Raw genomic sequence first — 22,478 nt, forward strand, 5'->3', positions numbered from 1 at the left:
TCTATGGCGCAGGCTCCCTGTGTTGTTTCCGCGGCCATGATTCGCGGCCGGATGGCACAGTGATGGCACCAACCGCCGCGGATCGCTTCTGGCGGGGGATGAACGCCGAGATCTTGCGAGCAGCGTCCTCAGCCAGCTCCTCGGCGACGACTGCGTACACGTCCTTGGTGAAGTTCACGGACGCATGGCCGAGGGCCTCGCTCACGAGCTTGTCGTCCACCCCAGCCGCGATCAGCATCGTCGCCGCGCCGTGACGAAGATCATGGAAGCGGTTCGGTGGAAGCGGCATCGTCGACGCGAGGTGCTCCGCCTCCACGGTCGTCCGGTGCCGCTGTGCGATCCGCTCGACGGTCCAGCCCTCGGCGTGTCGCTGTCGTAGCTTCCTGTACCGCTTGATCAGCAGCTTGAAGCGCTGCGAGACGTCCGGCGGCTTCAGCGCAGCCCCGTTCATGTACGTGAATACGCGGCCCGATTCCTGGTACGCCTCGCCCCAGTGCAGCCGTCCCGCGTTCCCGTTCCCTAGGGGACGCGGACACTCTCGCGACGTCCACATGCGACTGAAGGGCCTGAGGCCGGCACGCGGAGTCGGAGTCCACCGGCCAACGCCTGACCGCCACAACGCTCCGCGAGCCGTACCCGGTTCCCGCCCCTCTCGCGCGTGCGGGAAGACATCTCGGAACCACTGGCCGGCGTTCTGCCAACGCGCCCACCGGCAAGGGGGCCGTCCCAACCCCATGCCAGACCAACCGGAGGGCTTGCTAAGCCGTGTCTGTTAATTCGGTCGTCTGGTCAGCGGGCTACCCAGTCCGGTGCCCACGCGTCGTGCGGGGTTCGTGGGCCCGCAGTGTGCAGATGGTCGCGTAGCGCGGTCAGCACAGGGTGCTGATCTCCGCTGCGGGACAGCAGCACGTGCGGGTAGACCGGGGTCGGGTCGTGCAACGGTATGCGCCGTAGGTCGTGGGTCTGGGGCCACAGGTACCGGTCCCCGCTGCCGACGAGGGTGGCCAGCGAGGCCGAGTCGGCCAGAGCGTCCATCAGGGCCTCGTCACCGAAGTTGGGGCCGAGCGCGTCGATGCTCAGGCCGAAGGCCTCGGACAGTGCCTGGTAGAACGCTGCCCACTCCGTGCTCGGCCTGATCCCGGGGATCCAGATGCGGTGACCACCCAGGTCCGCGGGACTGACCCAGGGCGCGTCAGCCAGCGGGTGACCGGGGCCGACCAGGAGCTCCAGGGGTACGTCCAGGAGTCGTTCGGCGCTGATCCCGGCCGGGACCTGGTCTGCTGGCAGGGCACGGAAGGACGCGTCGACGGTCCCTTCGAGCACCGCTTGGACGGCCTGGGCGGCGTTCTCCTTGCTCAGCGTGACCGCGTCCAGGTCCGTCTCGGGGTGGGAGCGGTAAAACCGATAGACGGCCTGGGCCGGGGAGATGCGCCGATTGAGGACATCGACACGCAAGGGACGGCTTCCGGGGTGCACGGCCCGCTCGGCCTGCTCGATGACCGCCAGGACTTTCTTGGCGTGCGGCAAGAAGACCTTCCCGTCCAGGTTCAGCCGGGAGCCTCGGGACGTCCGCACCAGGAGCGTGACCTCGATGTGCCTCTCCAGGGCCGCAATCCGCTTGGAGACCGCCTGCTGGCTGATCCCCAGCTCGTCGGCCGCGCCCTGGAACTGGCCGGTCTCGGCGACGGCAACGAACGTCCGCAGTGCTTCAACATCCACGCTTCCACCCTACTTCCACAACCATTGGTTGTGTCTGGTGTGGTGCAGGGTTGTTTGATCCTGTGTTCTGCGCGGTGGTGGGATCAGCACATGTCCACCCGCACAGAGCAGGTCATGTATGTACAGACGTCTGAGTTCGCGCGTCATGCGGAACGGATCGTGGAGGTGACCGATGCGACGTCTCGACTGAACGTGCTTCCGTTCAGCGACAGCGAAGGTCGTGCGGAACTACTTTCTGTTGTGTTCGGCGGCCCGCTGCCGGAGTCGGTGGTGATCTACCCGCCGTTCTTCACCGAGAACGGGCTGAACACAACGTTCGGGGAAAACGTCTTCGTCAACCAGGGATGCACCTTCATGGACAAGGGAGGCATCCGTATCGGGAACGGCGTCATGATCGCCCCCAAGGTCAGCCTCATCACCGGAGGCCACCCACTGCCCCTGGCCGAGCGCCGCGAGTACCTCTCCTTCGCCCCGATCGTCATCGAGGAAGACGTCTGGATCGGGACGGCTGCCGTGATCACGCAAGGGGTGACCATCGGCGCAGGCGCGGTGGTCGCTGCCGGTGCGGTGGTCACTCGTGATGTCCCTGGCGGCACCGTGGTCGCGGGAGTGCCCGCCCGGGTGATTAAGACGATCGACTGAGCCCGGCCGGGCAGCACCTCTGCGTTCTGATCCTGATGCCTCGTAACGCCCGGCTGACCGACCGGCAGTGGGACCGCAGCCAACCTCTGCTGCCCTCGAGTACCGGTCGTCGCGGCAGGCCGTGGGCCGATCACCGCTGCATTGTGGAGGCGATCGCCTACCGGTACCGCACCGGTATCCCTTGGCGAGACCTCCCAGCCGGATTCGAATCCTGGAAGACCGTGTGGGCCAGCCACCGCCGCTGGGCCGCCGACGGGACCTGGGACCGCGTACTCGGCGTCCTGCTCGCCCGCGCAGACGACGACGGGCTGATCGACTGGCGGGTGGCGGGTGGCGGGTGGCGGGTGGACTCCACCATCACCCGGGCCCACCAGCACGCCACCAACACCCGCCGCCCCGAGAAGTGCCCGCCCGCAGCCCGAGGGCAGGGCCTCGACGGCCGCCGAGAGCCCGCTGGGCACCCCATCAGCCGATCCCGCGGCGGTCTGACCACGAAGACATCTCATGTCGCTGAAAGTCAACTTCGGCGGTCAGGCGGCGAGTGCGACGTGTGGGGCGAAGGCTCGCTCCGGGTCGTAGGCGGTGCGGTTCCGCAGACAGTGGTAGAGACAGCCGAGGAGCTTGTTGAACAGGTTCCGCAAGGCTGCGGTGTGCCGTTCACCACCGCCGCGTCGACGGTCGTAGTGTTCACGGGGCTCGTGTGAGCGCAAGGCTGCGAACGCCCACATGTAGCCCACGGAGGCCAGGCGTTGGTTCTTGACGGTCCTGGCGACCACGACATGGCTGCGGCCGGAGGCCCGTGTCACGGGTGCCGCGCCGGCGTATGCCTTCAGTGCCCGGGCATCGGCGAACCGTGCCCGGTCATCGCCGACCTCGGCCAGGACGCGGGCTCCGGACATGACCGACAGGCCGGGAAAGCTGGTGATGATCTCCGCGTCCGGATGGGCGGAGAACGCTTCCTCGGTGGCCGCCGTGAGGTCGTCAACGCTGCGGCAGGCCGCGTCGAGTTGCTGGGTGAGGGCCTGGGTCTGCTTGCCCATGGCTTGTTCGACCTGCGGCAGCTGGTGCAGGTACTCCCTGCGGAAGATCTCCCGGAGTCGCTCGGCCTCGGCCTCGATCCCGCGCCGAAGCCGTCCGGCTCGCTTGAGCAGGGCGCGTAGTCGGCTGCGAGTGAGCCGGGCCGCTGTCGCCGGGGTGGGCGCCGCGGCCAGGACCGCGCGGGCGTGTGCCGAGTCAAGGCCCAGGCTGCCGCTGCCGTGGAAGGCGGCGAGGGCGCCAGGGTAGTACTCGCGCAGGTGGGAGCGGAGCCGGTTGACCATCTGGGTCTTGTCCCAAATGGCGTCCTGGTGGGCTCGGGCGAGGACGGCGACGGCCTGGGCGAGTTCGCTGTCGGCGGGCAGCGGCCGGTGAGCGGCCATGTCGGTGCGCAGGATGTTCGCCAGGACGCGGGCATCGGCGGCGTCCGATTTGGCGCGGGCGACGCTGCTGCGATCGCGGTAACGAGCGGCGGCCAGCGGGTTGATGGCGTAGATCTTCCGGCCGGTGGCGCGCAGGCATGCGACCAGCAGGCCGCGCGGGGTCTCGATGGCCACCGGTATGGGGTCTTCCGGAGTGTCGCCGTGGCGGGCGAGCAGTTCCAGCAGGGCGTGAAATCCGGCGCTGTCGTCACTGATGCGCTGCTTGGCCAGCTGGGTGCCGTCCTGGTCGACCAGGGCGATGTCGTGGTGGTTCTCGGCCCAGTCGATCCCGCAGAAGACCTTGTTCAACGTCGTTCTCCCGTCCGTGCACTGTGTCAATGCGCTGGTCAGCTCCGTGCGGAGCACGCGGCGCTCTAATAGAAGTGCTCGGGGCACGCCATCTCATGAGCCGTTCGTGTCTCCAGCGACCGGCAGGGACCTCGGCCTGTTGGAGAGCTCCGGGCTCGCGAACTGCTGAGAGGTCGGCCCCTGCCGGCGGGCTGGGGACATGAAACCTTGCTGGGTGCCACCGGGCGGGGCGCGGTCTTCGTGGAGGGATCGCGTCCCCGGATCCACCTCGGGCCTCCGCCCGGCGGCATGAGAGGGGGAGGCCGGTCTGACCAAAGGGATCACAGTCCCAGAACGGCGGCAGGCTTCCACCTCACACGGTGGGCCCTTGCACATACGTGCACGGGCTCACTGCTGAGCTATTAGATCCACCATGCCGTGGACGGTAATCGGGCCCCCTGTGTCGTTCCCGGACCCGCCACGAATGATCACGCAACTGCGCCGCGAAGCGGAGGCAACGCAATGTGACGTATTCGTGGCTTTCCGTGGCACCCGCCCTCGCTCCTCAAGCAACTCGTGACGCGAAGGCGGACTTCCGGGGGCCTCGCGAGAGCAACCCCGCAGGCCCTCAAAAGTGGAGTTTTCGCAGGTCAGCTGGGGTGAGGGAAACGGATTTCGCCTGACGGCACAGGTCATGTAATGTTGTCCCCGCAACGCCGACCGGCAAGAAAAACCGCCGGGAAGCCAAGCGCTCGTAGCTTAACGGATAGAGCACTTGACTACGGATCAAGAGGTTGCAGGTTCGAATCCTGCCGAGCGCGCACCAGCTCAGAGGCCCCTTCCGATCATCGGAAGGGGCCTCTTGCGTATGCAGTGACATCAGTTCTGACATCAACCGCCGGGGGACGCGATCAAGCGGGTACGGCGCCGCCGCTCGGGCGGTCATCGTCATCGTCGCCGCTGATGTCACGCAGGGCGTTGCCGACGCGATCGAAGGCTGAGCGCTGCGAGTCCAGCCGGACGAAGGTGTAGATGTCCATCGTCACGCGGATCGAACTGTGCCCAAGCACTTCCATGATCATCCGGGCGTCGGCCCCCTTCTCGTGGAGCAGAGAGGCGCAGGTGTGCCGGAGGTCATGGAAGCGGACGCGCCGGACGCCCGCCTTGTCGCACAGGAGAGTGAAGGCGCGGTTCAGGTCGCGCGGTTCGGCTCGTACTGACGGGCAGAGTCGAAGCGAGCACGACAACCGCCCCGGTACCATCGGCACCGGGGTCCTGATCATGGACTCTCCGCCGGACCACCCCGCGCCTGCCAGGGTTTGAGGGGTGGTCCGGCTTCAGGTCTGAAGTTGTTGAGGGCGGGGGCCGCCGGTCCCTCCACGACTGCGACCCCCGCCCAGCCTTGAGGGGCTACGCGTCAGGCGTCGCCGTTCGGCCTCGCGCAGCCGTCGCGGAAGAGCCCACGTTCGCCATGGATGCGCGGAAAAAGCTCGTGATGATCATCCGGAATCCCGTGTGGCCTGTCTGGTTCGCGTGACGCAGGCACCACACCTCCGGCTGCTTGGCCTCTTCAGTCGCCCCGGATGAGTCGTCACACGTCGTGCATTCGGCCTCCAAGATCGGAGGACTCCCGGTGACGTCTGTGCTCAGGGTCCACAGGGTCCAATCGCCCTGCCGTGTTACGGAGTTTCCGGCGGTCGTCACGACTGCCCCTCTCTACGCTCTCCACTGGCCAGTGAGGCCCGATCGTCGGCAGGAAGTGCGAGGACTGCCCAGACCACCTTGCCCACCGCTGGCCGTGGGGTGACGCCCCACTGATCGGCGAGCGTTTCCACCAGGACCAGCCCTCGGCCGCGTACCGATTCGAGGGTCGGAGCCCTCAGCTTGGGCAACTGGTCGGCCGCGTCGTGAACCTCGATCCGCACCTTGTCGCCCTGGTGCAGGTAGCGCGTCTCGATCTGGCGCCCCGGCACCCGTGCATGACGCACGGCGTTCGTTATCAATTCGGACAGCACCAACAGCGCGGCCTCTTCGACCGCGATCAGCCCCCAACCAGCCAGAGCCTTCCGCAAGTCGGCTCGGGCCAGGGCGACACAGCGGGGGTGGCGGGTCCAACGCCTCACCACCACGCGTCCATCCGGGCCTGTCAGCTCTGGCTTCATGGCCACAAGCGTGCAGGTGAGACGCCCTCATCGGGACAGCCAACGGGGTACTCCAGGAGGCGAAATGGGGTACCCCAATCCATGGCGCGATCTACGCTGGACTGGACGCACGTCCCTATACCTCGTGAGCGGCCCATGAGTGAACGTGAAGCCAGGCGCAGCGGATACCCCCTCACCATCCCGGACCGCTTGCTCCTGAGCGAGGACATGAAACGGGCATGCAGGCGAAGGGACTTCGGGGAGATCTTCCGTCTCGTCAACCGACGAGCCCCAGCGAGCTACGCGGCGATCGCCGCCGCCGTCACCAAGATGACCAGCGCGCGTGTCGGCGACGTCATCCGAGGTGATCGAGGTATTCGCAGCGTCGCCGTCATGGAACGCATCGCTGATGGACTGGGCATTCCCGGCCACATGCTCGACCTGCCCGAACGGCCCTGGGAGGGTACCCCGTCACCGGCCGCCACTGCCCAGAACCAGGCTTACGCTCGCAGTAGCCCAGAGGGCCCGAACGAACCCCCGTCCGTACCCACAACGGGGGCGATTCCTGGTCTGCCGATTGTGCACGTGGACCCCTCGAATTCGGCGGACGCGGATGCGCTACCCGAAATCGTTCTGGTTTCGGTGTACGTCGATGGAAGGGAGCAGATCGTGCCGATAAATCGCCGAGCCCTTCTCGGGCACGCAATTGGTGCCGCCCTGCAAGGAAGCGGACCCCTCCGTGCCGTCAACGCTTCCGCTGAGATCGTGAGCCCCAAGCCCACCAGACCACACCGACTCCGCGCCGGACGAGGCGAAGCAGCCATCGAGCACTTCCGCGACATGTGGCACACCCTGGTCAGGGCCGATAACCTCTTCGGCCCGCGTCACGCCCTCGCGGGAGTGCATCAGCAGCTCGACATGTTGCAAGGTCTTCTGGAGGACAGCAGGGGCGAGCACCGGCAGCAGCTGTTGAAGCTCTCGGCCCAGTACGCCGAGTCCGCCGCATGGCTCCACGAAGACTCCATGGACTTGTCCAGCGCGGAGACCTGGACGAGCCGGGCCATGGAATGGGCTATGGAGGCCGGAGACGAAGGCATGCTCTCGTGGACCCTGTTCCGTCGCAGCCAGCTTGCGGCAGGGAAGAAGAACGCAGGCCAGGCAATCGGCCTCGCCCAGGCCGTACAGCGTCACGAACGAGCGCTCTCCCGGCCGATGAAGGCTGCCGCCATCCAGCAGGAGGCGCAGGGACTTGCGCTCGACGGGGACGAGATCGCCTGTCACCGGAAGCTCGACGAGGCCCACGAGTTCGCCGCCATCGCCGAATCGTCCGGCGACGCCCGATCCGGCCACGGGGATTTCTGCACGCCCAGCTACATCGAAATCCAGCGCGCGAATTGCTGGCTCAACCTCTCCCGGCCCGATCGGGCAGTCTCCACCTTCAAAACCGCACTGGCCGAACTCCCAGACGTCTATCAGCGCGACCGGGGATTCGCCCAGGCGCGGCTCGCTATGGCCTACGTCGGAATCCAGGAGTACGAGCAGGCCGCCGCCGAGGCCGCAGCCGTTCTCGACGTGGCCCGCGGCTCCGGTTCCGGCCGCACTCTGCAAGAGGCCGTGACGGCCGTCAACGCTCTCGCGGCGGCGAGTAATGTTCCCGCTGTGCGGGATCTACTCGACGCAGTCAAGGAGAATGCGGGGTTCTGATGGCCACGCCGAACGAACTGACGGCCATGCGGCGAGCAATCGCCATCTCTGCCCAGGGCCTCGGGACGACGAGCCCTAACCCGCCCGTCGGGTGCGTGATCCTCGACCGCGACGGCATACCGGTCGGCGAGGGATACCACCTCCGCAAGGGCGACCACCACGCCGAGGTGAACGCACTCACCGCAGCGAGGGAGCGGGCCGAGGGCGGCACGGCCGTCGTGACCCTGGAGCCCTGCAACCACCACGGCCGGACCCCGCCGTGCCGACAAGCACTGATCGATGCCAAGGTCTCCCGCGTCCTGATGGCCGTCATGGACCCCACCTCGCGAGGGGAGGGCGGCGCGGCGGTGCTGGAACAGGCCGGCATTGAGGTGGAGCGTGGCGTCCTGGAGCAGGAAGCGCTGCTTGTCCTCGGCCCGTGGCTGCACTCACTCCGTACGGGCAGGCCGCACATCACCTGGGCGTACACCGCCGGGGCCGACGAGGACGACGGTGACCAGGCCGCGAAGCTGCGCGGCACATACGATCTTGTGATTCGGCGAAACGGAGCGATTGAGGAAGGAGCCCCAGGCGGTCACGGTGAGGGCACCTTCTGCGTCCCGCTTCACCTGGCTGACCACAAGCCCCAGCAGACTTTGCGCGCGTTGGCTGAAGCAGGGGCGCGTGCAGTGCTGATCGAAGGCACCCCCAACGAAGCGGCACGACTGCTCGCTGATGCTGTGGACCGAGTGATCATCGATGTACCGCAAACGACCCCGTCGGCCCGACCGACAGCAGTGAGCGGGAGATTGCTCCCCGACGGGTTCAGTATGGCCGCCATACAACCCATCGGCCGATACGTGCGGCTCACTGCGGAACGGGCGGCTCAGAGCGTGTCTCTTTGATGGAGTGATCACCCATCGGATGCGTCCGTCCGATGGGTGATCACTGATGCGATGTGGGATTGGAACGAGCCGTTGATGCAGGCCGATCCGCCCCAAGGACAGTGGTGAGCCGACCTCGTCTCACGTTGGAAGCTGTCGCGTGACTTGTCAGTGCGGCGTGCCACAGTGCCGCCATGAGTTACGACCTGGCGGTGTGGGAAGGCGAGAGGCCCGCGGACAACGTAGCTGTGGGAGAAGCCTTCACTCGCTATAGCTGCTACATCGCTGTGGACGAGGGGTTCCAGCCGTCACCGTGCATCGCCGAATACGTCGCGGGACTGTTGGCGCGATGGGTGGATTGCACGGAGGCCAAGGAGAGAACTTTTCCTTGGCCGACGGGCTCACTGACACGCGACGCCGCTGGCCCGTTCACTACTTCTCGAAGTGCTACAGCATGGCCGAAGGGGCTTCGGCCTATGCCGCAGAGCTCGCGGCATCGATGGGATTGGCTTGCTACGGCCCCAGGTTGGGCGTTGCGGCCGTGAAGACTGCCCTTCAATGGACTCCGAAAGACGAGCGATCCCCCTTCAGCATGGAGAGAATTTTGGTTACGACGATGTATCGATCCACATCATGTTTTGGCTGTTAGGCGTTGGAAGGGGACGCGTGAGGTATTGGCTATTCGCTGCCGAGAATAAGACATCAGCCTACGAAATGACTCGGGAGACATCCCGGACGGATGAGAATTGGGACTCATCGACTACAACGATCACCCACCTTGAAGCCGAAGTGGGTGATGCGGTCCTCCTGTGGCGTAAGGGGCGTGGCGGTGGTGTTGTGGCGCTGGGGGAGATTGCCAACACGACTCCCTTGGAGGACAGGCTTCCCTGGGCTCTCGCACGGCTACAAGAGAGGGGCGAGGGCGGCGTGGTTCCCCCGCATGTGAAGGTCCATATCTCCTTCGGAAGGCTTTCATTCGCAACCCCCGTCTCAGCCCCGGCCCTTCGGGCTTCGGAACTTGGACACGTGGCGAAGCAAGCACGTTCAACTACTGAGGGGCGCAAACTTATATCGCTCGATCTGACTGCCAAACTATGGGGCGACTTGGTTCAACTCGTAGATCAAGTGCAGCCGCCGGACGAAATGCCCACCGCGTGGAACATCCCGCCCGGTGCGGTAGTCAAGCGAACTCAACTGCATGACGTCTACGGGGGTAACCCACGCCTCACAGCCGGAGCTAGTGGAAGGACGCCCAACGCATTCCTGTTCCTGGAGTGCGGAAGTGTAGGTGATCTCGCACCACGGTGGCAGGGTCCTGTGCTGGTGGCTCCAGGACAAGCGCAGTGGATGGACGGCGTCTCGTACGACAATCTGGCTGTTCTCGCGCACCGTCGGCGCGGCGTGCCACTCAGGGTGTTTATGGTGCATCATGGCGAGTGCCTGTACGTTGGCGAGTTCGCGGTTGAGCCCGAATCGCCCATAGAACGCTGGGTGGATACCGGAAAGCGGGACATCGCGACCCCCTATTCTCGTCGACGACCGAACATGGTGGATACCCGGGCGCCCCTGTTCCGACTTCGTCAATTGCATGGTGTGTCAATTCCGGCAGGCCACGTGGATCCATTTCAGAAAGCTCATCGCATCAACCTTCGCCCCCAACCTGGCGCCGATCAGTTTCCTGCCGCCACTGCTATTCGCGATCTGCTGACTGCTTTGGAAAGCGAGCCATCGACTGCTGCGTCACTCGGGGAACTGGATGAGGCTCAGCTGCTCGCAACTTTGGTACAACGGGCCAGAAGGCAGGCCGACCTGGATGAGCTGCGCGCTGTCGTCGAGAACCTCGACAGCCGCGAGAGTGACTTGCAGCGACTCGTCGAGCGGATGACTTGGATCTTTGGTGGCGAGTTCCTGCCGGGTACAGCCCGCCGCAACCTCACCCTGCGGGACCAGCTCGACCTCACTCTGCTTCGGCCCGACGGAACCTTGCACGGTGTCGAACTGAAAAAGGCCAACATCGAGCGGCTCGTCACTGGCCAGCGTAACCATCTGATCGTCGGGGCGGAAGTCAACAAGGCCGTAGGTCAGGCGATGAACTACCTGCGCGAACTGGATGAAAAGCGGCCGCAGATCCTGATCGACCTCGGTATCGACTGTAGGCGGGCCTCAATGACGGTTGTCATTGGACACACTGCATTCGCGGCCACGGATGCGTCGCCCGAGGAGATTGACGAAGCCATTCGGACCTACAACTCACACCTGACCCGGGTGAGCGTTACAACGTATGGTCGCCTGATTGAGAATGCGCAGCGGATGATCGACCTGACATCTTCGGAGCGTTAGGGCCTGTCTCCTTTATCAGACTCGAATCAGTGGCTTAGTAAGGCCGCGAGATTGACCGTATGGCGCGGGCTCCGACCATGAGTTTGGTCGGAGCCCGCGCCTTAACAGCGCTGTCCACGGGAGACCATTGGGCTTACCCGTCTTTTCCTACTGACTGACGCGGTCTGCCATTGGGAGTCGTACTGCTGTCGGTCAGTCGCTGGTGCCCAACGCCGCGTGTACATCAGCGGCCCTGAAGGGAACGACCCAGGCCATGCGCCCAATGGAAGCCTGTGCTAGCCACACGGAGTTGAGGACGATCAGCGACCAGATCAACTCCTGAGCTTGTGGAACGGCTGCCCACAAGATGCAGATGATCACACTGATCACCAAGACTGATTGATGGTTACGAGTTGACACCCGAGGGGTGGACGGGGGGACACTCAATCGGACCTCCTAGGTTCCTTGCCCACCCTGCCGCTCTCGTTGGGAAGCCTGCGCGGCTATGGGTGGGCGTTTTCGTTGTTGGGGCCATGGTGGCCTGTCGATTGGCTGTCCGAGAGGTCGAGCTTGAGTTGGCACGGAAGGCCGCCTGAGTAGACATTGGTTTGGGACCCGCAGCGATTGTTTGAGACGCGACTGTCCCGTGCAGCCCTCTGACCTGCAGGTTTAACCCTCTAGTCAGGCTTATACCGCACGACACCGACAAATCTGTGGTCTCGCTGCACCCCCATGACGCAAATGACCTCTTTGCCCCTTCTTGGCTTTACTCAGTCTTTGACGTCTTGCTTGGGCTGAGCGTAGGAAATAGCCCTTGTTTTGAGGAAGTGGGCATGGCGCGACTGTCGTATTTCGGTGTAGTCAAGATCGTGAAACGTTCCGTGAAACCGGCCGGATCTCGATGTCCATGTCCCCGTAGGCGGGCCGTCACTTCGGTCGTGACATCAGCGCTGACATCAACGACGGCACACGCTGCCCTCCATCGGTCCCCCACGGGCACCGGGCCGGACCGCCGCCGAGGCGCGCACCAGGCCCCCGCCCGAACCTACGGATCAAGAGGTTGCAGGTTCGAATCCTGCCGAGCGCGCAGCAGCCTCTTGCGTATGCGATGACGGCAACGGTGAGAGCAGCTCTCGGAGCGATCACTCTTTATCGCTCTGTTGGTGCGGTGGGGCGGAGCAGTGTCAGGAAGCCGCCGAGCAGAGCGAACGCGAGAAGGAACAGCTCCGTTTCCATCCTGCTGATGCCGCCCTCGGTCAGCTGGGTCCCGAGAATGATCCAGGTCGCTGATCCCATGCACACCAGCAGCTGATTGTCCCGCTCCCGCAGCATCCGCATCCCCGCCCACAGCAGCACGGGTACCAGTGTCAACCAGGCGAGTGTGGCCAGCGCTCCTTCTATGAACCCTGCGCCGACACCCGCGTCCGGATTGGCCCGTCGCGCTTCCGACTCCCACCGCTCGGCGGATTCCCAGACCCAGTACGTCGCATGCGCCGCGGCCGCCGAGACGACGATGCCCTTTGTCCAGCGGCCCATCCTGCTGCTCAACATGGCTTCACCATGCACAGCACAGACCTCGCATGCCTGAGTACCCATACTCAAAGCGGACCAGAAGGTGCACAGAAGGCCATCGCTCCGCAAGCCATGCCCTGCCCGTGCGGTGAGCCGCGAGCTTGTCGCGCGCTACGGGCAGATCGACGTGCTGGTGTACGCCCATGTGTGGGGTGTGAACGCCTTTGCGGCCTCGGCGTGGCATCTGCGGCGAAGTGGGGTGGGCGGGATGTTCGATGCCTACGCTGTCGGCTTCGACGGGGTGTGGGCGATCGCGATACCGGTGGGGGAGGGCTGACCGTGGCACGGACCGAGTACTACGACGACCCGGACGCACCAGAGCCGAACAGCTTGGTGGTTGCCGCGTCCGCTGTTGTCACCGACGAGGAAGGCCGCATCCTCCTCCAGCGCCGCTGGGACAACGGCCTGTGGGCGCTCCCGGGCGGGGGCATGGAGATGGCCGACTCTCTGCCGGGCACGGCTGTCCGCGAGGTCAGGGAGGAGACGGGGCTGGACGTCGAGATCACGGGCCTCGTGGGCACGTATACCGATCCGCGCCACGTCATCGCGTATTCGGACGGTGAGGTGCGGCGGCAGTTCAACGTTTGTTTCACGGCCCGAGTGGTTGGCGGACAACTGGCGATCTCCGACGAGTCCGCGGAGCTGCGGTTCGTTTCGCTGGACGAGTTGGACGGGCTGTGGATGCACCACACACAGCGGCTGCGGTTGGACCATTTCTTGGAGCACCGTGAGTGCCCGTACTTGGGCTGAGTGGTCAGGTTCGGATCCTGACAAGCGCGCGTCAGCCCAGGGAGCCCCCCTTCCGGTGATCGGAAGGGGGGCTCTCGTCGTGATCCGTGGCTCGCCCATCGACGGGCCTCGGGTAGTACGACTACTCCGGTGGCTGGAAGCCGCCGATCTTCTGCTCCAGTAGTTCGGCCAGCCGCAGTGGGGTGCGGTCCTCGTGCATTGGGCCGATGAGCTGGACTCCCACCGGTAGGCCCTCGGGGGATCGGGTCGCTGGGATGGCGGTGGCGGGTAGGCCGGGCATGGTGGCCAGACCGGCCCAGACGAGCTGGTCGAGGTACGGGTAGTCGGTGCCGTCGATGTCGAGTCGGCGTTCCCTCAGGTCGGGGTTGTGGTCGTGGGGGAACGCGGGGGTGGGCGTGATGGGGCACACCACGGCGTCGAACTCGGCGAAGAGCCGGCGCCAGCCGTGGCGGTGGAGTTCGCGGCGGCTGTCCGCCTCGATCCAGTCGCGGTGGCTGAACGCCATGCCGCGCAGCAGCGCCGCATCGAGGCTGTGGTCGTCCGCGCTCAGTTCGGCGGCGTGGGTGCGCAGCTGCTCGTACGCTTCGAGGGGGAAACGTCCGCTGAAGCCCGAGAACAGCAAATGGGTGTAGAGGACCGCGGCTTCGCTCAGGTCGGGTAGCAGCGGACTGTGGCGTTCGACGCGGGCGCCGGCGTCGGCGAGTGCGTCGGCCACTCGGGTCACGCCCGCACGCACGGCGGAGCCGGTCGGGATGAGCGGGTGGTCGTCGAGGACCAGGACCCGGAAGTCGTGGAGTTGCTCGTGGCGCGCGGGCGGCAGTGTGACGGCGTGTGCCACGCCGAGCGTCAGGGGATCGGGTCCGGCCATGACGTCGAGCAGGAGTGTGAGGTCGCGGGCGGTGCGCGCCATCGGGCCGACGACGGCGAGGTCGGGTTCGGCCGGCAGTGCCGGTGCGGTCGGCGGGACCATGCCGCGGCTCGCCGCCAGTCCGAGTGTCGGCTTGTGCGCGTAGACACCGCAGAAATGTGCGGGGGTACGCAATGAACCGGCGATGTCGGAGCCGATGGACAGCGCGCCGAATCCGGACGCCAGGGCCGCCGCCGATCCGCCGGAGGATCCACCCGACGTACGACCGTGATCCCACGGGTTGTTGGTGGTGCCGTAGATCTCGTTGAAGCTCTGTATATCTTGCAGCCCCAAGGGCACGTTGGTCTTGCCGAGTACCACCGCGCCCGCGTCCTTGAGGCGCGACACCTGGACCGCGTCCTCGGCCGGCATGTAGTTCCGGTGTGGCGGCATGCCCCAGGTCGTCGGCAGCCCGGCTATGTCGTAGGACTCTTTGACCGTCACCGGAATGCCGAGCAGCGGCCGGTCCTCACCGCGGGCGCGCGCCTGGTCGGCGTCGCGTGCGGCGGCCCGCGCACGGTCGAAGTCCGGCACACAGATCGCGTTGATCGCCTTGTCGTCCCGCTCAATACGGGCGATCACCTCGTCGGTCAGTTCCGCCGAGGTCACTTCACCGGCACGCAAAGCAGCCGTGAGTTTTTCGGCCGTCAGAAAATTCCGCTCCATGAATCCGACCGTATCGGCCTCTGGGGCGGGCCATAAAACACCATTTCGCGCAATGGAGTGGAGGGCTCAATGCTCATTGTATTTTCTCTCCGGCCGACCTCGAAGCGGTCGGCGACTCGCTGTGCCGTGAGTTGGCGCCGTTGGGTGTGCGGGTGGTGGTGGTCGTCGAGCCCGGCGCGGTCCGTTGGGTACTGCTCGACCGGCTGCCCGACCGGCTGCTCGACCGCATCCTCGTGGCCGGCCTCCGTCCGCACAGACCCCGGTTCGGCTGGATCTGGCCTTGCGGCCACTGCTGCACGGTATTAGTTGTCCGTTAGTAGAACGCCAACGCGATCTTCGAAGCTGGTTGTCGTCCGGGAGCGAGACGACAGAACACAGCAACGAAGAGGTCACGATGAACACCACCACCAACCGCTTCCGCGGCCGCGCCGGCCGCCGTATCGCCGCCGCCCTTGTCGCGGCCGCGGCGCTGAGCCTGGGGGCCACGGCCTGCGGGCCGGATGACTCCGGGGCCGACTCCTCCGGCTCCTCGGCCTCGGCCCAGCCCACCAGTGGCTCCTCTTCGGACAACTCCGGTTCGCAGGGCCAGAATGGCGGGAAGCAGGGCCAGGGCGGCGGCAAGACCGACACGGCGCCGCCCGCCGCGGGCAACGGTGGCGGCAAGGGCGGCGGCAACGGTGGCGGCAACGGTGGCGGCGCCGCCAACGCGGGGAACCACCGTATGTACGTCGGCACGCTGAAGTACCTCGCGCCCGGCAAGATGACCATCAAGCCCGAGAGCGGAGGCATGGAGCAGGCATTCCTGATCTCCAACGCCACGAAGATCCTCGGCGCGGCCGCTATCTGCTCCGACGACGGTGGCACCGTGTCCATCGGCGACGACGGTTACGGCACCTCCAAGTGCACCGTGGAGCAGTTGGAGAAGGCCGCGAAGACCAACAGCGTGACCGTGCGCGTCACCATGAACCCCAAGTCCGGCGCCGCCGAGACGGTCGAGGAGAAGTACCACCCGTAAGCCCCGCATTCCACACTCCCGCGCGCCCGGTGGGCCCTCCGCCCCGCCGGGCGCGCGGGTTTGCGCGATCACGCACGCTGATGCCTTATCGACGGAAATTCTTTATCGGTTTTCGGCGGCGCGGCCGATTCGCGTCAATTCCTGCGGCGACGCCCTTGTCCGTAGGGGCGGCTGCGATCGTGTGCCCGCCACTCCTCCGTTGCTCATCGCCGAAACCCCGCGGCCGCGCTCGGGCAGCGGTGCGTCGGACGCCGGTATGAGGGCGATCTGTTTTAGCTTCGGACGCTCCGGCTCAGCCGCGGTGTCCCCCGGGCGGGTGTGTCGTACCAGAGGCGGACCCGATCGGCCGGTGTGTACTGCGTTCTCAGTAGCGCGAAATGTCGGCAGGCGCACGACGACAGGGCGGCCCGCTCCCGGAGAGCCTGGGCGAACAGTCGGCACCAGATGCGGACAGTCGGCACCAGATGCGGACAGTCGGCACCAGATGCGGACAGTCGGCACCAGATGTGGAGACCTCCTGTCGTGGCTACATTCCTTTACCAAGTGGGCCGTCTGGCCTTCCGGCGACGCTGGTACGTCGCCCTGGTCTGGGCGGCCGTCCTGACCGCCGTCGGGCTGGGCGCGCTCAAGGCTTCGGGGGCTTCCGACGAGGAGTTCTCGATGCCGGGCATCGAGTCCCAGAAGGCGTTCGACCTGATGGAACAGCGCTTCCCCGGAGCCTCCGCCGACGGCGCGACCGCCCGGGTCGTCTTCGTCGCGCCGAGCGGTGAGAAGGTCACCGCCACCGAGAACCGGCAGGCCGTCGAGGAGGCCGTGGCCAATCTGGGCGACGGGGCTCAGGTCGCGAGCGCCGTCGACCCGTTCCGGGCGAAGGCCGTCAGCAAGGACGGCACGACGGCGTACGCGACGGTCACCTACAAGGTCGCCGCCAACGACCTCACCGACACCAGCAAGAACCAGCTGGAGCGGGCCCTCCACACGGCCCAGGGCTCCGGGCTGACCGTCGAGGCCGGTGGAAGCGCGATGGACGACGGTGGCGGGCCCGGCGGTGCGGCCGAGGTGATCGGTGTCGCGATAGCCGCCGTCGTGCTGCTGATCACCTTCGGTTCGCTGGCCGCCGCCGGACTGCCGCTGCTGACCGCCATCATCGGCGTCGGCGTGAGCATGGCCACCATCCTGACCCTGTCCGAGGCGCTGGGCCTGTCCACGACGACCGGCACCCTGGCGATGATGCTGGGTCTCGCCGTCGGCATCGACTACGCCCTGTTCGTCGTCTCCCGCTATCGCGAGGAGCGAGCCAGGGGCCGGGTGCCGCGGGAGGCGGTCGGTCTGGCGGTCGGCACGGCCGGTTCCGCGGTCGTGTTCGCCGGGCTCACCGTCGTGATCGCGCTGGCCGGACTCGCGGTGGTCGGCATCCCGATGCTCACCAGGATGGGCCTGGCCGCGGCGGGCGCGGTCGTCGTCGCCGTACTGGTCGCGCTGACGCTGGTCCCGGCGTTCCTCGGCTTCTGGCCGAACGCCGTGCTCCGGCGGCGGGCCCGTCGGAGCGGACGGATCGAGGAGGAGGGCACCCGGGACAACGGGGGCAGCCGTTGGGCGCGGTTCGTGCTGCGGCGTCCGCTGCCCGTGCTGCTGCTCGGCGTGGTGGGCCTCGGGGCCCTCGCGGTGCCGATGACGGATCTGCAACTCGGCATGCCCGGGGACGAGGCCAAGTCGACCTCCACCACCGAGCGTCGGGCCTACGACGCGCTCGCCGAGGGCTTCGGGCCGGGCTTCAACGGGCCGCTGACCGTCGTCGTGGACGCGAAGGGGGACACCGACCCGAAGGGCGCCGCCGACACGGTCGCGAAGGAGATCGGCGGTACCGAGGGTGTCGTGTCCGTCTCCCCGGCCCGCTTCAACGAGGCCGGTGACACGGCCGTCTTCCAGGTCGTGCCGTCCACGGCGCCGACCGATGAAAGGACCAAGGACCTGGTCACGACCATCCGGGGCGAGCGGCCCGGGGCCGAGTCCGAGACCGGGGCGACCTTCGAGGTCACCGGCACCACCGCGCTGAACATCGACGTCTCCGACAAGGTGCAGTCCGCGCTGGTCCCCTATCTGGTGGTCGTGGTGGGTCTCGCGATCGTGCTCCTGCTGGTGGTCTTCCGGTCCCTGTTCGTCCCGCTGAAGGCGGCCCTCGGCTTCTTGCTGTCGGTGCTGGCCTCCCTCGGCGTGGTCGTCCTCGTCTTCCAGCAGGGCCACGGCGCCGGGCTCCTGGGCGTGGAGCAGACCGGCCCGATCATGAGCCTGATGCCGATCTTCCTGGTGGGCATCATCTTCGGCCTGGCCATGGACTACGAGGTGTTCCTCGTCTCGCGGATGCGGGAGGCGTACGTCCACGGCGAGCGGCCGGGCCAGGCGATCACATCCGGGTTCCGGCACAGCGCGCGCGTGGTGGTGGCCGCCGCGCTGATCATGATCGCGGTGTTCGCCGGGTTCGTCGGCGAGAGCGACTCCATGGTCAAGATGATCGGGTTCGGGCTCGCCTCCGCCGTCCTGTTCGACGCCTTCGTCGTACGGATGGCGATCGTGCCCGCCGTGCTCGCCCTGCTCGGCGACAGGGCCTGGTGGCTGCCGAAGTGGCTGGACCGGCTGCTGCCCAAGGTCGACGTGGAGGGCGAGGCGCTCGGCCGCCGGGCGGAGGCGGGGCCGGGTCCGGGGTCGGGTCCGGGCTCGGGGTCGGGACCGGGATCGGACCCGGATTCTGGGTCGGGACCGGGACCGGGACCGGGATCGGACCCGGAACCGGCCGGGACGACCGGCCTGGAAGTGACCCGCACCTGATCGACCGCCCGACCCGCCCCCGCCGGGGACGCCCGTGGCGAACGCCATGGGCGTCCCCGGCGGCGGTCCGCGCGGGGAACGGGCACGGTGGTGCACCGAGCACCGAAACGGTCATGGTGGCCCACGGGCCACCGAATCCGTCACGGTGGCCCACAGAGCGCCGAATCGGTCACGATGGCCCACAGCACCGAGCGGAGAGCCCAGCCGATGAGCACCAGCCTTGAGCGTTACACGGACCGTTTCGAGCAGTACGCCGACCGCTACCCCCACGTCATCGACGTGGTGCTGGTCCTGTCGCTGATGGGCTGCGCGGCCCTCGGCAGCAACCTCACCATGCCCGGCGCCGACCCGCCCGACCAGGACAGGGCCGCCACCGCTCTCATGGGCGTGTCCTGCCTCGCCCTGCTGAAGTACCGCAGCCATCCGCGTACCGCGGTCGTCGTGACCGCGGTCTGCACCGTGATCGCGATCTCGCTGGGGTACCTGCTCACCCCCCTGCTGCTGGGGCCCGTCATGGCGGCGCTCTACTGGCTGGCCACGCTCACCGACCGCAAGACCACACGCGTCTTCGGTGTCGCCGTCATGGCGGCGCTGATGGTCGCGTCGGCGGTCTCCGACTCCATGGACGGTCTGTCCCTGCTGCTCCGGACGATCGGCCCCTTCTTCTGGCTGATGCTGCCGCTCGCCGCCGGCAACATGACCCGGCTGCGGCGCGCCTACCTGGCATCGGTGCAGGCCCGCGCCGAGCACGCCGAGCGCACCCGGGAGGAGGAGGCACGGCTGCGCGTCACGGAGGAGCGCATGCGCATCGCCCGCGAGTTGCACGACGTCGTGGCGCATCACATGGCCCTGGCCAACGCGCAGGCCGGTACGGCCGCCCACCTCGCGCTCACCAGTCCGCAGCAGACGAAGAAGATCCTCACCGATCTGACCGGCACCACGTCCTCCGCGCTGCGCGAACTGAAGGCCACGCTGGGGCTGCTGCGCCAGAACGACGACTCGGCCTCCGCGCCGCTGGAGCCGTCTCCCGGCCTCGCCCGGCTGCCCGAGCTGGTCTCGGCGTGCGCGTCCGCGGGGCTCGCCGTCACGGTCAGCACGACAGGGGAGCCCCGCCCGCTCTCCCCCGGGGTGGACCTGACCGCGTTCCGGATCGTGCAGGAGGCGCTCACCAACGTCTCCAAGCACGCCGCCGTGGACTCGGCACAGGTACGTCTGGCCTACTCCGGTTCACGCCTGCTGATCACGGTCAGCAACGACGGTCCGGGCACCAACGGTTCGGACACCAACGGTTCGGACACCGACGGTTCGGACACCAACGGCACCTCCGATGCCGCCAAGGCCGTGACCGACCGGGGCTTCGGCGTCATGGGCATGCGTGAACGCGCCCGCACCATCGGCGGCGAACTCTGCGCGGGACCCCGCCCGGAGGGCGGCTTCGAGGTCACCACCGCGCTGCCGCTCCAGCCCTCGGCACCCGAAGCACCTGAAGCATCTGAATCACCTGAAGCGGCCGAAACATCAGAAGCACCCGAGGCCGCCGAAACATCAGAAGCACCCGAAGCGGCCGAGGCGACCGTAGGCGCCACAGACGCTCCCGCGCGAGGAGAGAAGTCATGACCATCAGGGTGCTGCTCGCCGACGACCAGACCTTGCTGCGGGCCACCTTCCGGATCCTGATCGACTCCTGCGAGGACATGGCGGTGGTCGGCGAGGCATCGGACGGCGCGGAGGCGCTGGAGCTGACCCGCGCCCACCACCCCGACATCGTCCTCATGGACATCCGGATGCCGGGCACGGACGGGCTCGCCGCCACCTCCGCGATCTGCGCCGCCCCGGAGCTGGCCGCCACCCGCGTCCTCATTCTGACGACGTTCGAAACCGAGGACTACGTCGCCCAGGCCCTGCGCGCCGGCGCCAGTGGCTTCCTCGGCAAGGACGTCACCGCCGACACCCTGCTGGCCGGTCTGCGCACCGTGGCCTCCGGCGAGGCGCTGCTGTCCCCCGCCGCGACCCGCACCCTCATCACGAACTTCCTCATGTCCCCCGCCCCAGACGCCCACCTCGCGCCTCCGCAACGCCTCTCGGAACTCACCGTCCGCGAGCGCGAGGTGATGGCCCTGGCCGCCGAGGGCAAGTCCAACACCGAGATCGCCGAGGTCCTCACGCTCAGCCCGCTGACCGTGCGCACCCACGTTCACCGCGCGATGACGAAACTGGGCGCCCGCGACCGTGCCCAACTGGTCGTGATCGCCTACCAGACGGGCCTGGTACGGGCGACTCCGCCCGCACCGTGACCGCGACCGTGGCCGCCGACCGGCGTCCCTGGCGTCCCGGCGTCACGGCAGCAGCTCACTTCTCGATCGGCGGGCAGTAGCCGGTGTCGTTGCCGATGGAGTTGATGGTGGCGTTGTCCCTGTGGTCGCCCGCGTAGTTGATCTGGTCCGTGCACTTCATGTCACCCTTCCTGAGGGTGCCCTTGGAGGTTTCTTCCTTCTGGATCGGCGGGCAGTAGCCGGTGTCGTTGCCGATGGAGTTGATGGTGGCGTTGTCCCTGGTGTCCCCGGCGTAGTCGATCTGGTTCGTGCACCTCATGCCGGGCTTCCTGGGGGTGCCCTTGGCGGTGTCCTTGGCCTGGTCCTGGCCCTGGTCCTGGTCGTTCGCCGTGGGCGCGGGGGACTGCGGGGCGCTCGCGGAGGCGGAGGGCGAGGACGAGGAGTCGGTCTCGCCGTCCTGGCATGCGGTGAGTCCGAGGGCGGCGACCGCGATGATCATGGCGGCGGCGGCCTTGCGGGCGTGGCGGTTGTGGCGGAGGGCGGTGCGGTGCGACATGGTCTTCCCCGTTCTCGTGTGGTGTCTCGCGACGTGGTGGTTCGGGCTCGTGAGAACGAGACTGTCGGTCACCGCTGTTGATCCACCGCCGTACGGCTAACGCTCCGCTAATGCCGGGCCGGGCCGCCGGATCGGAGTGGAGTTGGTCGACGACTATGCGGCCGCGATCCGGGAGCGCTATGGCGCGCGGAGCGCGCGGGGGAAGCGGGCGGCCGGGGTCATGGGGGCGTTGAACGCGGTGGTGTTCATCGCCGTGCCGGTCGCCGGGATGGTCGATCTGCACGGTCGAGCCGACGGCGGGCTCGGCTTCTGGCGCGCGTTCGTCTTCGGTGCCCTCGTCTGGCTCGCGCTCGTCGTCTTCGACTTGGTGGTTCTGGACTGGTGGCTGTTCTGCACGGTCCGGCCCCGGTTCATGGTGCTGCCCGGCACGGAGGGCATGGCCGAGTACCGGGACTATGCCTTCCACTGGCGGGTGCTCGTTCCCCGGCCCGTTCCCTGGCCGCTGCTGACGGTCCTTGGGTACGGGGCGGTCGTCGGTGCTGTCTCGGCCCTGGTCGAGGCGCTTTTCTGAGCGGTCGGGCCGGAGGCGGCGGTATGGATTTCCCTTAGCGGGGAGAACGACGTAGAGTTACGTCTACCGACGCGGGGTGGAGCAGCTCGGTAGCTCGCTGGGCTCATAACCCAGAGGTCGCAGGTTCAAATCCTGTCCCCGCTACTCAGGTATCGAGGGCCCGGCACTTCTCCAGTGCCGGGCCCTCGGTCGTTCGGCCGCGCCGAGGG

Annotated in this window: 19 protein-coding genes, 2 tRNA genes and 2 pseudogenes; 14 read left to right on the forward strand and 9 right to left on the reverse strand. The window is 67.2% G+C overall.

What is annotated here, in order from left to right:
• Position 1 precedes the first annotated feature (1 nt).
• Together LIV37_RS26060 and LIV37_RS26065 are read right to left on the reverse strand one after the other, a co-directional pair.
• Positions 2–451: a tyrosine-type recombinase/integrase gene (locus tag LIV37_RS26060; protein WP_020870083.1), complete on the reverse strand. Its 450-nt coding sequence runs from the start codon at positions 449–451 to the stop codon at positions 2–4.
• Between the two features lie 338 nt (positions 452–789).
• Positions 790–1,719 (reverse strand): LysR family transcriptional regulator, encoded by a 930-nt coding sequence (locus tag LIV37_RS26065; protein ID WP_020870084.1) that lies wholly within the window; start codon positions 1,717–1,719, stop codon positions 790–792.
• A 114-nt stretch (positions 1,720–1,833) separates the two neighbouring features.
• On the opposite strand from LIV37_RS26065, the gene LIV37_RS26070 reads away from it, so the two are divergent.
• Together LIV37_RS26070 and LIV37_RS26075 are read left to right on the forward strand one after the other, a co-directional pair.
• Entirely contained in the window at positions 1,834–2,361 is a 528-nt protein-coding gene (locus tag LIV37_RS26070) for a DapH/DapD/GlmU-related protein (RefSeq protein ID WP_121825266.1), read from the forward strand.
• A 35-nt stretch (positions 2,362–2,396) separates the two neighbouring features.
• Positions 2,397–2,888, forward strand: a pseudogene (locus LIV37_RS26075) (IS5 family transposase); the annotation flags it as partial.
• A gap of 3 nt (positions 2,889–2,891) precedes the next feature.
• Here the strand turns inward: LIV37_RS26075 and LIV37_RS26080 are convergent.
• Entirely contained in the window at positions 2,892–4,127 is a 1,236-nt protein-coding gene (locus LIV37_RS26080) for an IS110 family RNA-guided transposase (protein WP_121824500.1), read from the reverse strand.
• Positions 4,128–4,854: 727 nt separating this feature from the next.
• On the opposite strand from LIV37_RS26080, the gene LIV37_RS26085 reads away from it, so the two are divergent.
• Positions 4,855–4,927, forward strand: a tRNA-Arg gene (locus LIV37_RS26085).
• Between the two features lie 90 nt (positions 4,928–5,017).
• Here the strand turns inward: LIV37_RS26085 and LIV37_RS26090 are convergent.
• The 3 genes from LIV37_RS26090 to LIV37_RS26095 all read right to left on the reverse strand — a co-directional run bounded on the left by LIV37_RS26090 (position 5,018) and on the right by LIV37_RS26095 (position 6,268).
• On the reverse strand, positions 5,018–5,389 hold the full coding sequence (locus LIV37_RS26090; protein ID WP_020870087.1) for a tyrosine-type recombinase/integrase: 372 nt from the start codon (positions 5,387–5,389) through the stop codon (positions 5,018–5,020).
• Positions 5,390–5,516: 127 nt separating this feature from the next.
• Complete coding sequence (locus LIV37_RS53055) at positions 5,517–5,810, reverse strand: DUF7848 domain-containing protein (protein WP_455569395.1); 294 nt, start codon at positions 5,808–5,810, stop codon at positions 5,517–5,519.
• A complete protein-coding gene (locus LIV37_RS26095) occupies positions 5,807–6,268 on the reverse strand; it encodes an ATP-binding protein (RefSeq protein WP_121825265.1) in 462 nt (153 codons plus the stop codon). Before LIV37_RS26095 ends, LIV37_RS53055 begins: the two co-directional genes overlap by 4 nt.
• A gap of 135 nt (positions 6,269–6,403) precedes the next feature.
• Between LIV37_RS26095 and LIV37_RS26100 the strand changes: the two genes are divergently transcribed.
• From LIV37_RS26100 to LIV37_RS26110, 3 genes are all read left to right on the forward strand, one after another.
• Positions 6,404–7,951: an NsdA family TPR-like regulatory protein gene (locus LIV37_RS26100; RefSeq protein ID WP_185057995.1), complete on the forward strand. Its 1,548-nt coding sequence runs from the start codon at positions 6,404–6,406 to the stop codon at positions 7,949–7,951.
• On the forward strand, positions 7,951–8,835 hold the full coding sequence (ribD, locus tag LIV37_RS26105; RefSeq protein WP_020870090.1) for a bifunctional diaminohydroxyphosphoribosylaminopyrimidine deaminase/5-amino-6-(5-phosphoribosylamino)uracil reductase RibD: 885 nt from the start codon (positions 7,951–7,953) through the stop codon (positions 8,833–8,835). The genes LIV37_RS26100 and ribD overlap by 1 nt, the downstream gene beginning before the upstream one ends.
• A gap of 1,326 nt (positions 8,836–10,161) precedes the next feature.
• Entirely contained in the window at positions 10,162–11,154 is a 993-nt protein-coding gene (locus tag LIV37_RS26110; protein WP_158634886.1) for a Shedu anti-phage system protein SduA domain-containing protein, read from the forward strand.
• 1,128 nt (positions 11,155–12,282) lie between these two features.
• On the opposite strand, the gene LIV37_RS26115 is transcribed toward LIV37_RS26110, so the two are convergent.
• A complete protein-coding gene (locus tag LIV37_RS26115) occupies positions 12,283–12,684 on the reverse strand; it encodes a hypothetical protein (protein ID WP_121824497.1) in 402 nt (133 codons plus the stop codon).
• Positions 12,685–12,832: 148 nt separating this feature from the next.
• Here LIV37_RS26115 and LIV37_RS26120 point away from each other — a divergent pair.
• Both LIV37_RS26120 and LIV37_RS26125 read left to right on the forward strand, forming a co-directional pair.
• Positions 12,833–12,982 (forward strand): annotated as a pseudogene (locus LIV37_RS26120) (XRE family transcriptional regulator); the annotation flags it as partial.
• A 2-nt stretch (positions 12,983–12,984) separates the two neighbouring features.
• Positions 12,985–13,455: an NUDIX domain-containing protein gene (locus LIV37_RS26125; RefSeq protein ID WP_020870096.1), complete on the forward strand. Its 471-nt coding sequence runs from the start codon at positions 12,985–12,987 to the stop codon at positions 13,453–13,455.
• A 121-nt stretch (positions 13,456–13,576) separates the two neighbouring features.
• On the opposite strand, the gene LIV37_RS26130 is transcribed toward LIV37_RS26125, so the two are convergent.
• Entirely contained in the window at positions 13,577–15,028 is a 1,452-nt protein-coding gene (locus LIV37_RS26130; RefSeq protein WP_121824496.1) for an amidase, read from the reverse strand.
• 394 nt (positions 15,029–15,422) lie between these two features.
• Between LIV37_RS26130 and LIV37_RS26135 the strand changes: the two genes are divergently transcribed.
• The 4 genes from LIV37_RS26135 to LIV37_RS26150 all read left to right on the forward strand — a co-directional run bounded on the left by LIV37_RS26135 (position 15,423) and on the right by LIV37_RS26150 (position 21,163).
• The gene (locus LIV37_RS26135) at positions 15,423–16,043 is read left to right on the forward strand and encodes a hypothetical protein (RefSeq protein ID WP_020870099.1); all 621 of its coding nucleotides are present in this window, start codon (positions 15,423–15,425) and stop codon (positions 16,041–16,043) included.
• Between the two features lie 522 nt (positions 16,044–16,565).
• Complete coding sequence (locus LIV37_RS26140) at positions 16,566–18,869, forward strand: MMPL family transporter (protein ID WP_121824495.1); 2,304 nt, start codon at positions 16,566–16,568, stop codon at positions 18,867–18,869.
• 207 nt (positions 18,870–19,076) lie between these two features.
• Positions 19,077–20,486 (forward strand): sensor histidine kinase, encoded by a 1,410-nt coding sequence (locus LIV37_RS26145; protein WP_020870101.1) that lies wholly within the window; start codon positions 19,077–19,079, stop codon positions 20,484–20,486.
• Positions 20,483–21,163, forward strand: coding sequence for a response regulator transcription factor (locus LIV37_RS26150; protein WP_020870102.1), 681 nt, complete (start codon positions 20,483–20,485; stop codon positions 21,161–21,163). Before LIV37_RS26145 ends, LIV37_RS26150 begins: the two co-directional genes overlap by 4 nt.
• Positions 21,164–21,218: 55 nt before the next feature.
• Here LIV37_RS26150 and LIV37_RS26155 read toward each other — a convergent pair whose 3' ends face one another.
• Complete coding sequence (locus tag LIV37_RS26155) at positions 21,219–21,698, reverse strand: hypothetical protein (RefSeq protein WP_020870103.1); 480 nt, start codon at positions 21,696–21,698, stop codon at positions 21,219–21,221.
• Positions 21,699–21,840: 142 nt separating this feature from the next.
• Here LIV37_RS26155 and LIV37_RS26160 point away from each other — a divergent pair, with 142 nt between their 5' ends.
• Positions 21,841–22,269: a hypothetical protein gene (locus tag LIV37_RS26160; RefSeq protein WP_243146163.1), complete on the forward strand. Its 429-nt coding sequence runs from the start codon at positions 21,841–21,843 to the stop codon at positions 22,267–22,269.
• 70 nt (positions 22,270–22,339) lie between these two features.
• A tRNA-Met gene (locus LIV37_RS26165) sits at positions 22,340–22,413 on the forward strand.
• Positions 22,414–22,478 lie beyond the last annotated feature (65 nt).

It is taken from the genome of Streptomyces rapamycinicus NRRL 5491 (assembly GCF_024298965.1).
Lineage (GTDB): Bacteria > Actinomycetota > Actinomycetes > Streptomycetales > Streptomycetaceae > Streptomyces > Streptomyces rapamycinicus.

Coding starts and splice junctions, on each gene's coding strand:
- LIV37_RS26060 (WP_020870083.1), bottom strand. CDS start 451: ATGAACGGGGCTGCGCTGAAGCCGCCGGACGTCTCGCAGCGCTTCAAG.
- LIV37_RS26070 (WP_121825266.1), top strand. CDS start 1,834: ATGTATGTACAGACGTCTGAGTTCGCGCGTCATGCGGAACGGATCGTG.
- LIV37_RS26090 (WP_020870087.1), bottom strand. CDS start 5,389: ATGATCAGGACCCCGGTGCCGATGGTACCGGGGCGGTTGTCGTGCTCG.
- LIV37_RS26095 (WP_121825265.1), bottom strand. CDS start 6,268: ATGAAGCCAGAGCTGACAGGCCCGGATGGACGCGTGGTGGTGAGGCGT.
- LIV37_RS26100 (WP_185057995.1), top strand. CDS start 6,404: ATGAGTGAACGTGAAGCCAGGCGCAGCGGATACCCCCTCACCATCCCG.
- ribD (WP_020870090.1), top strand. CDS start 7,951: ATGGCCACGCCGAACGAACTGACGGCCATGCGGCGAGCAATCGCCATC.
- LIV37_RS26110 (WP_158634886.1), top strand. CDS start 10,162: ATGGACGGCGTCTCGTACGACAATCTGGCTGTTCTCGCGCACCGTCGG.
- LIV37_RS26115 (WP_121824497.1), bottom strand. CDS start 12,684: ATGTTGAGCAGCAGGATGGGCCGCTGGACAAAGGGCATCGTCGTCTCG.
- LIV37_RS26130 (WP_121824496.1), bottom strand. CDS start 15,028: ATGGAGCGGAATTTTCTGACGGCCGAAAAACTCACGGCTGCTTTGCGT.
- LIV37_RS26135 (WP_020870099.1), top strand. CDS start 15,423: ATGAACACCACCACCAACCGCTTCCGCGGCCGCGCCGGCCGCCGTATC.
- LIV37_RS26145 (WP_020870101.1), top strand. CDS start 19,077: ATGAGCACCAGCCTTGAGCGTTACACGGACCGTTTCGAGCAGTACGCC.
- LIV37_RS26150 (WP_020870102.1), top strand. CDS start 20,483: ATGACCATCAGGGTGCTGCTCGCCGACGACCAGACCTTGCTGCGGGCC.
- LIV37_RS26155 (WP_020870103.1), bottom strand. CDS start 21,698: ATGTCGCACCGCACCGCCCTCCGCCACAACCGCCACGCCCGCAAGGCC.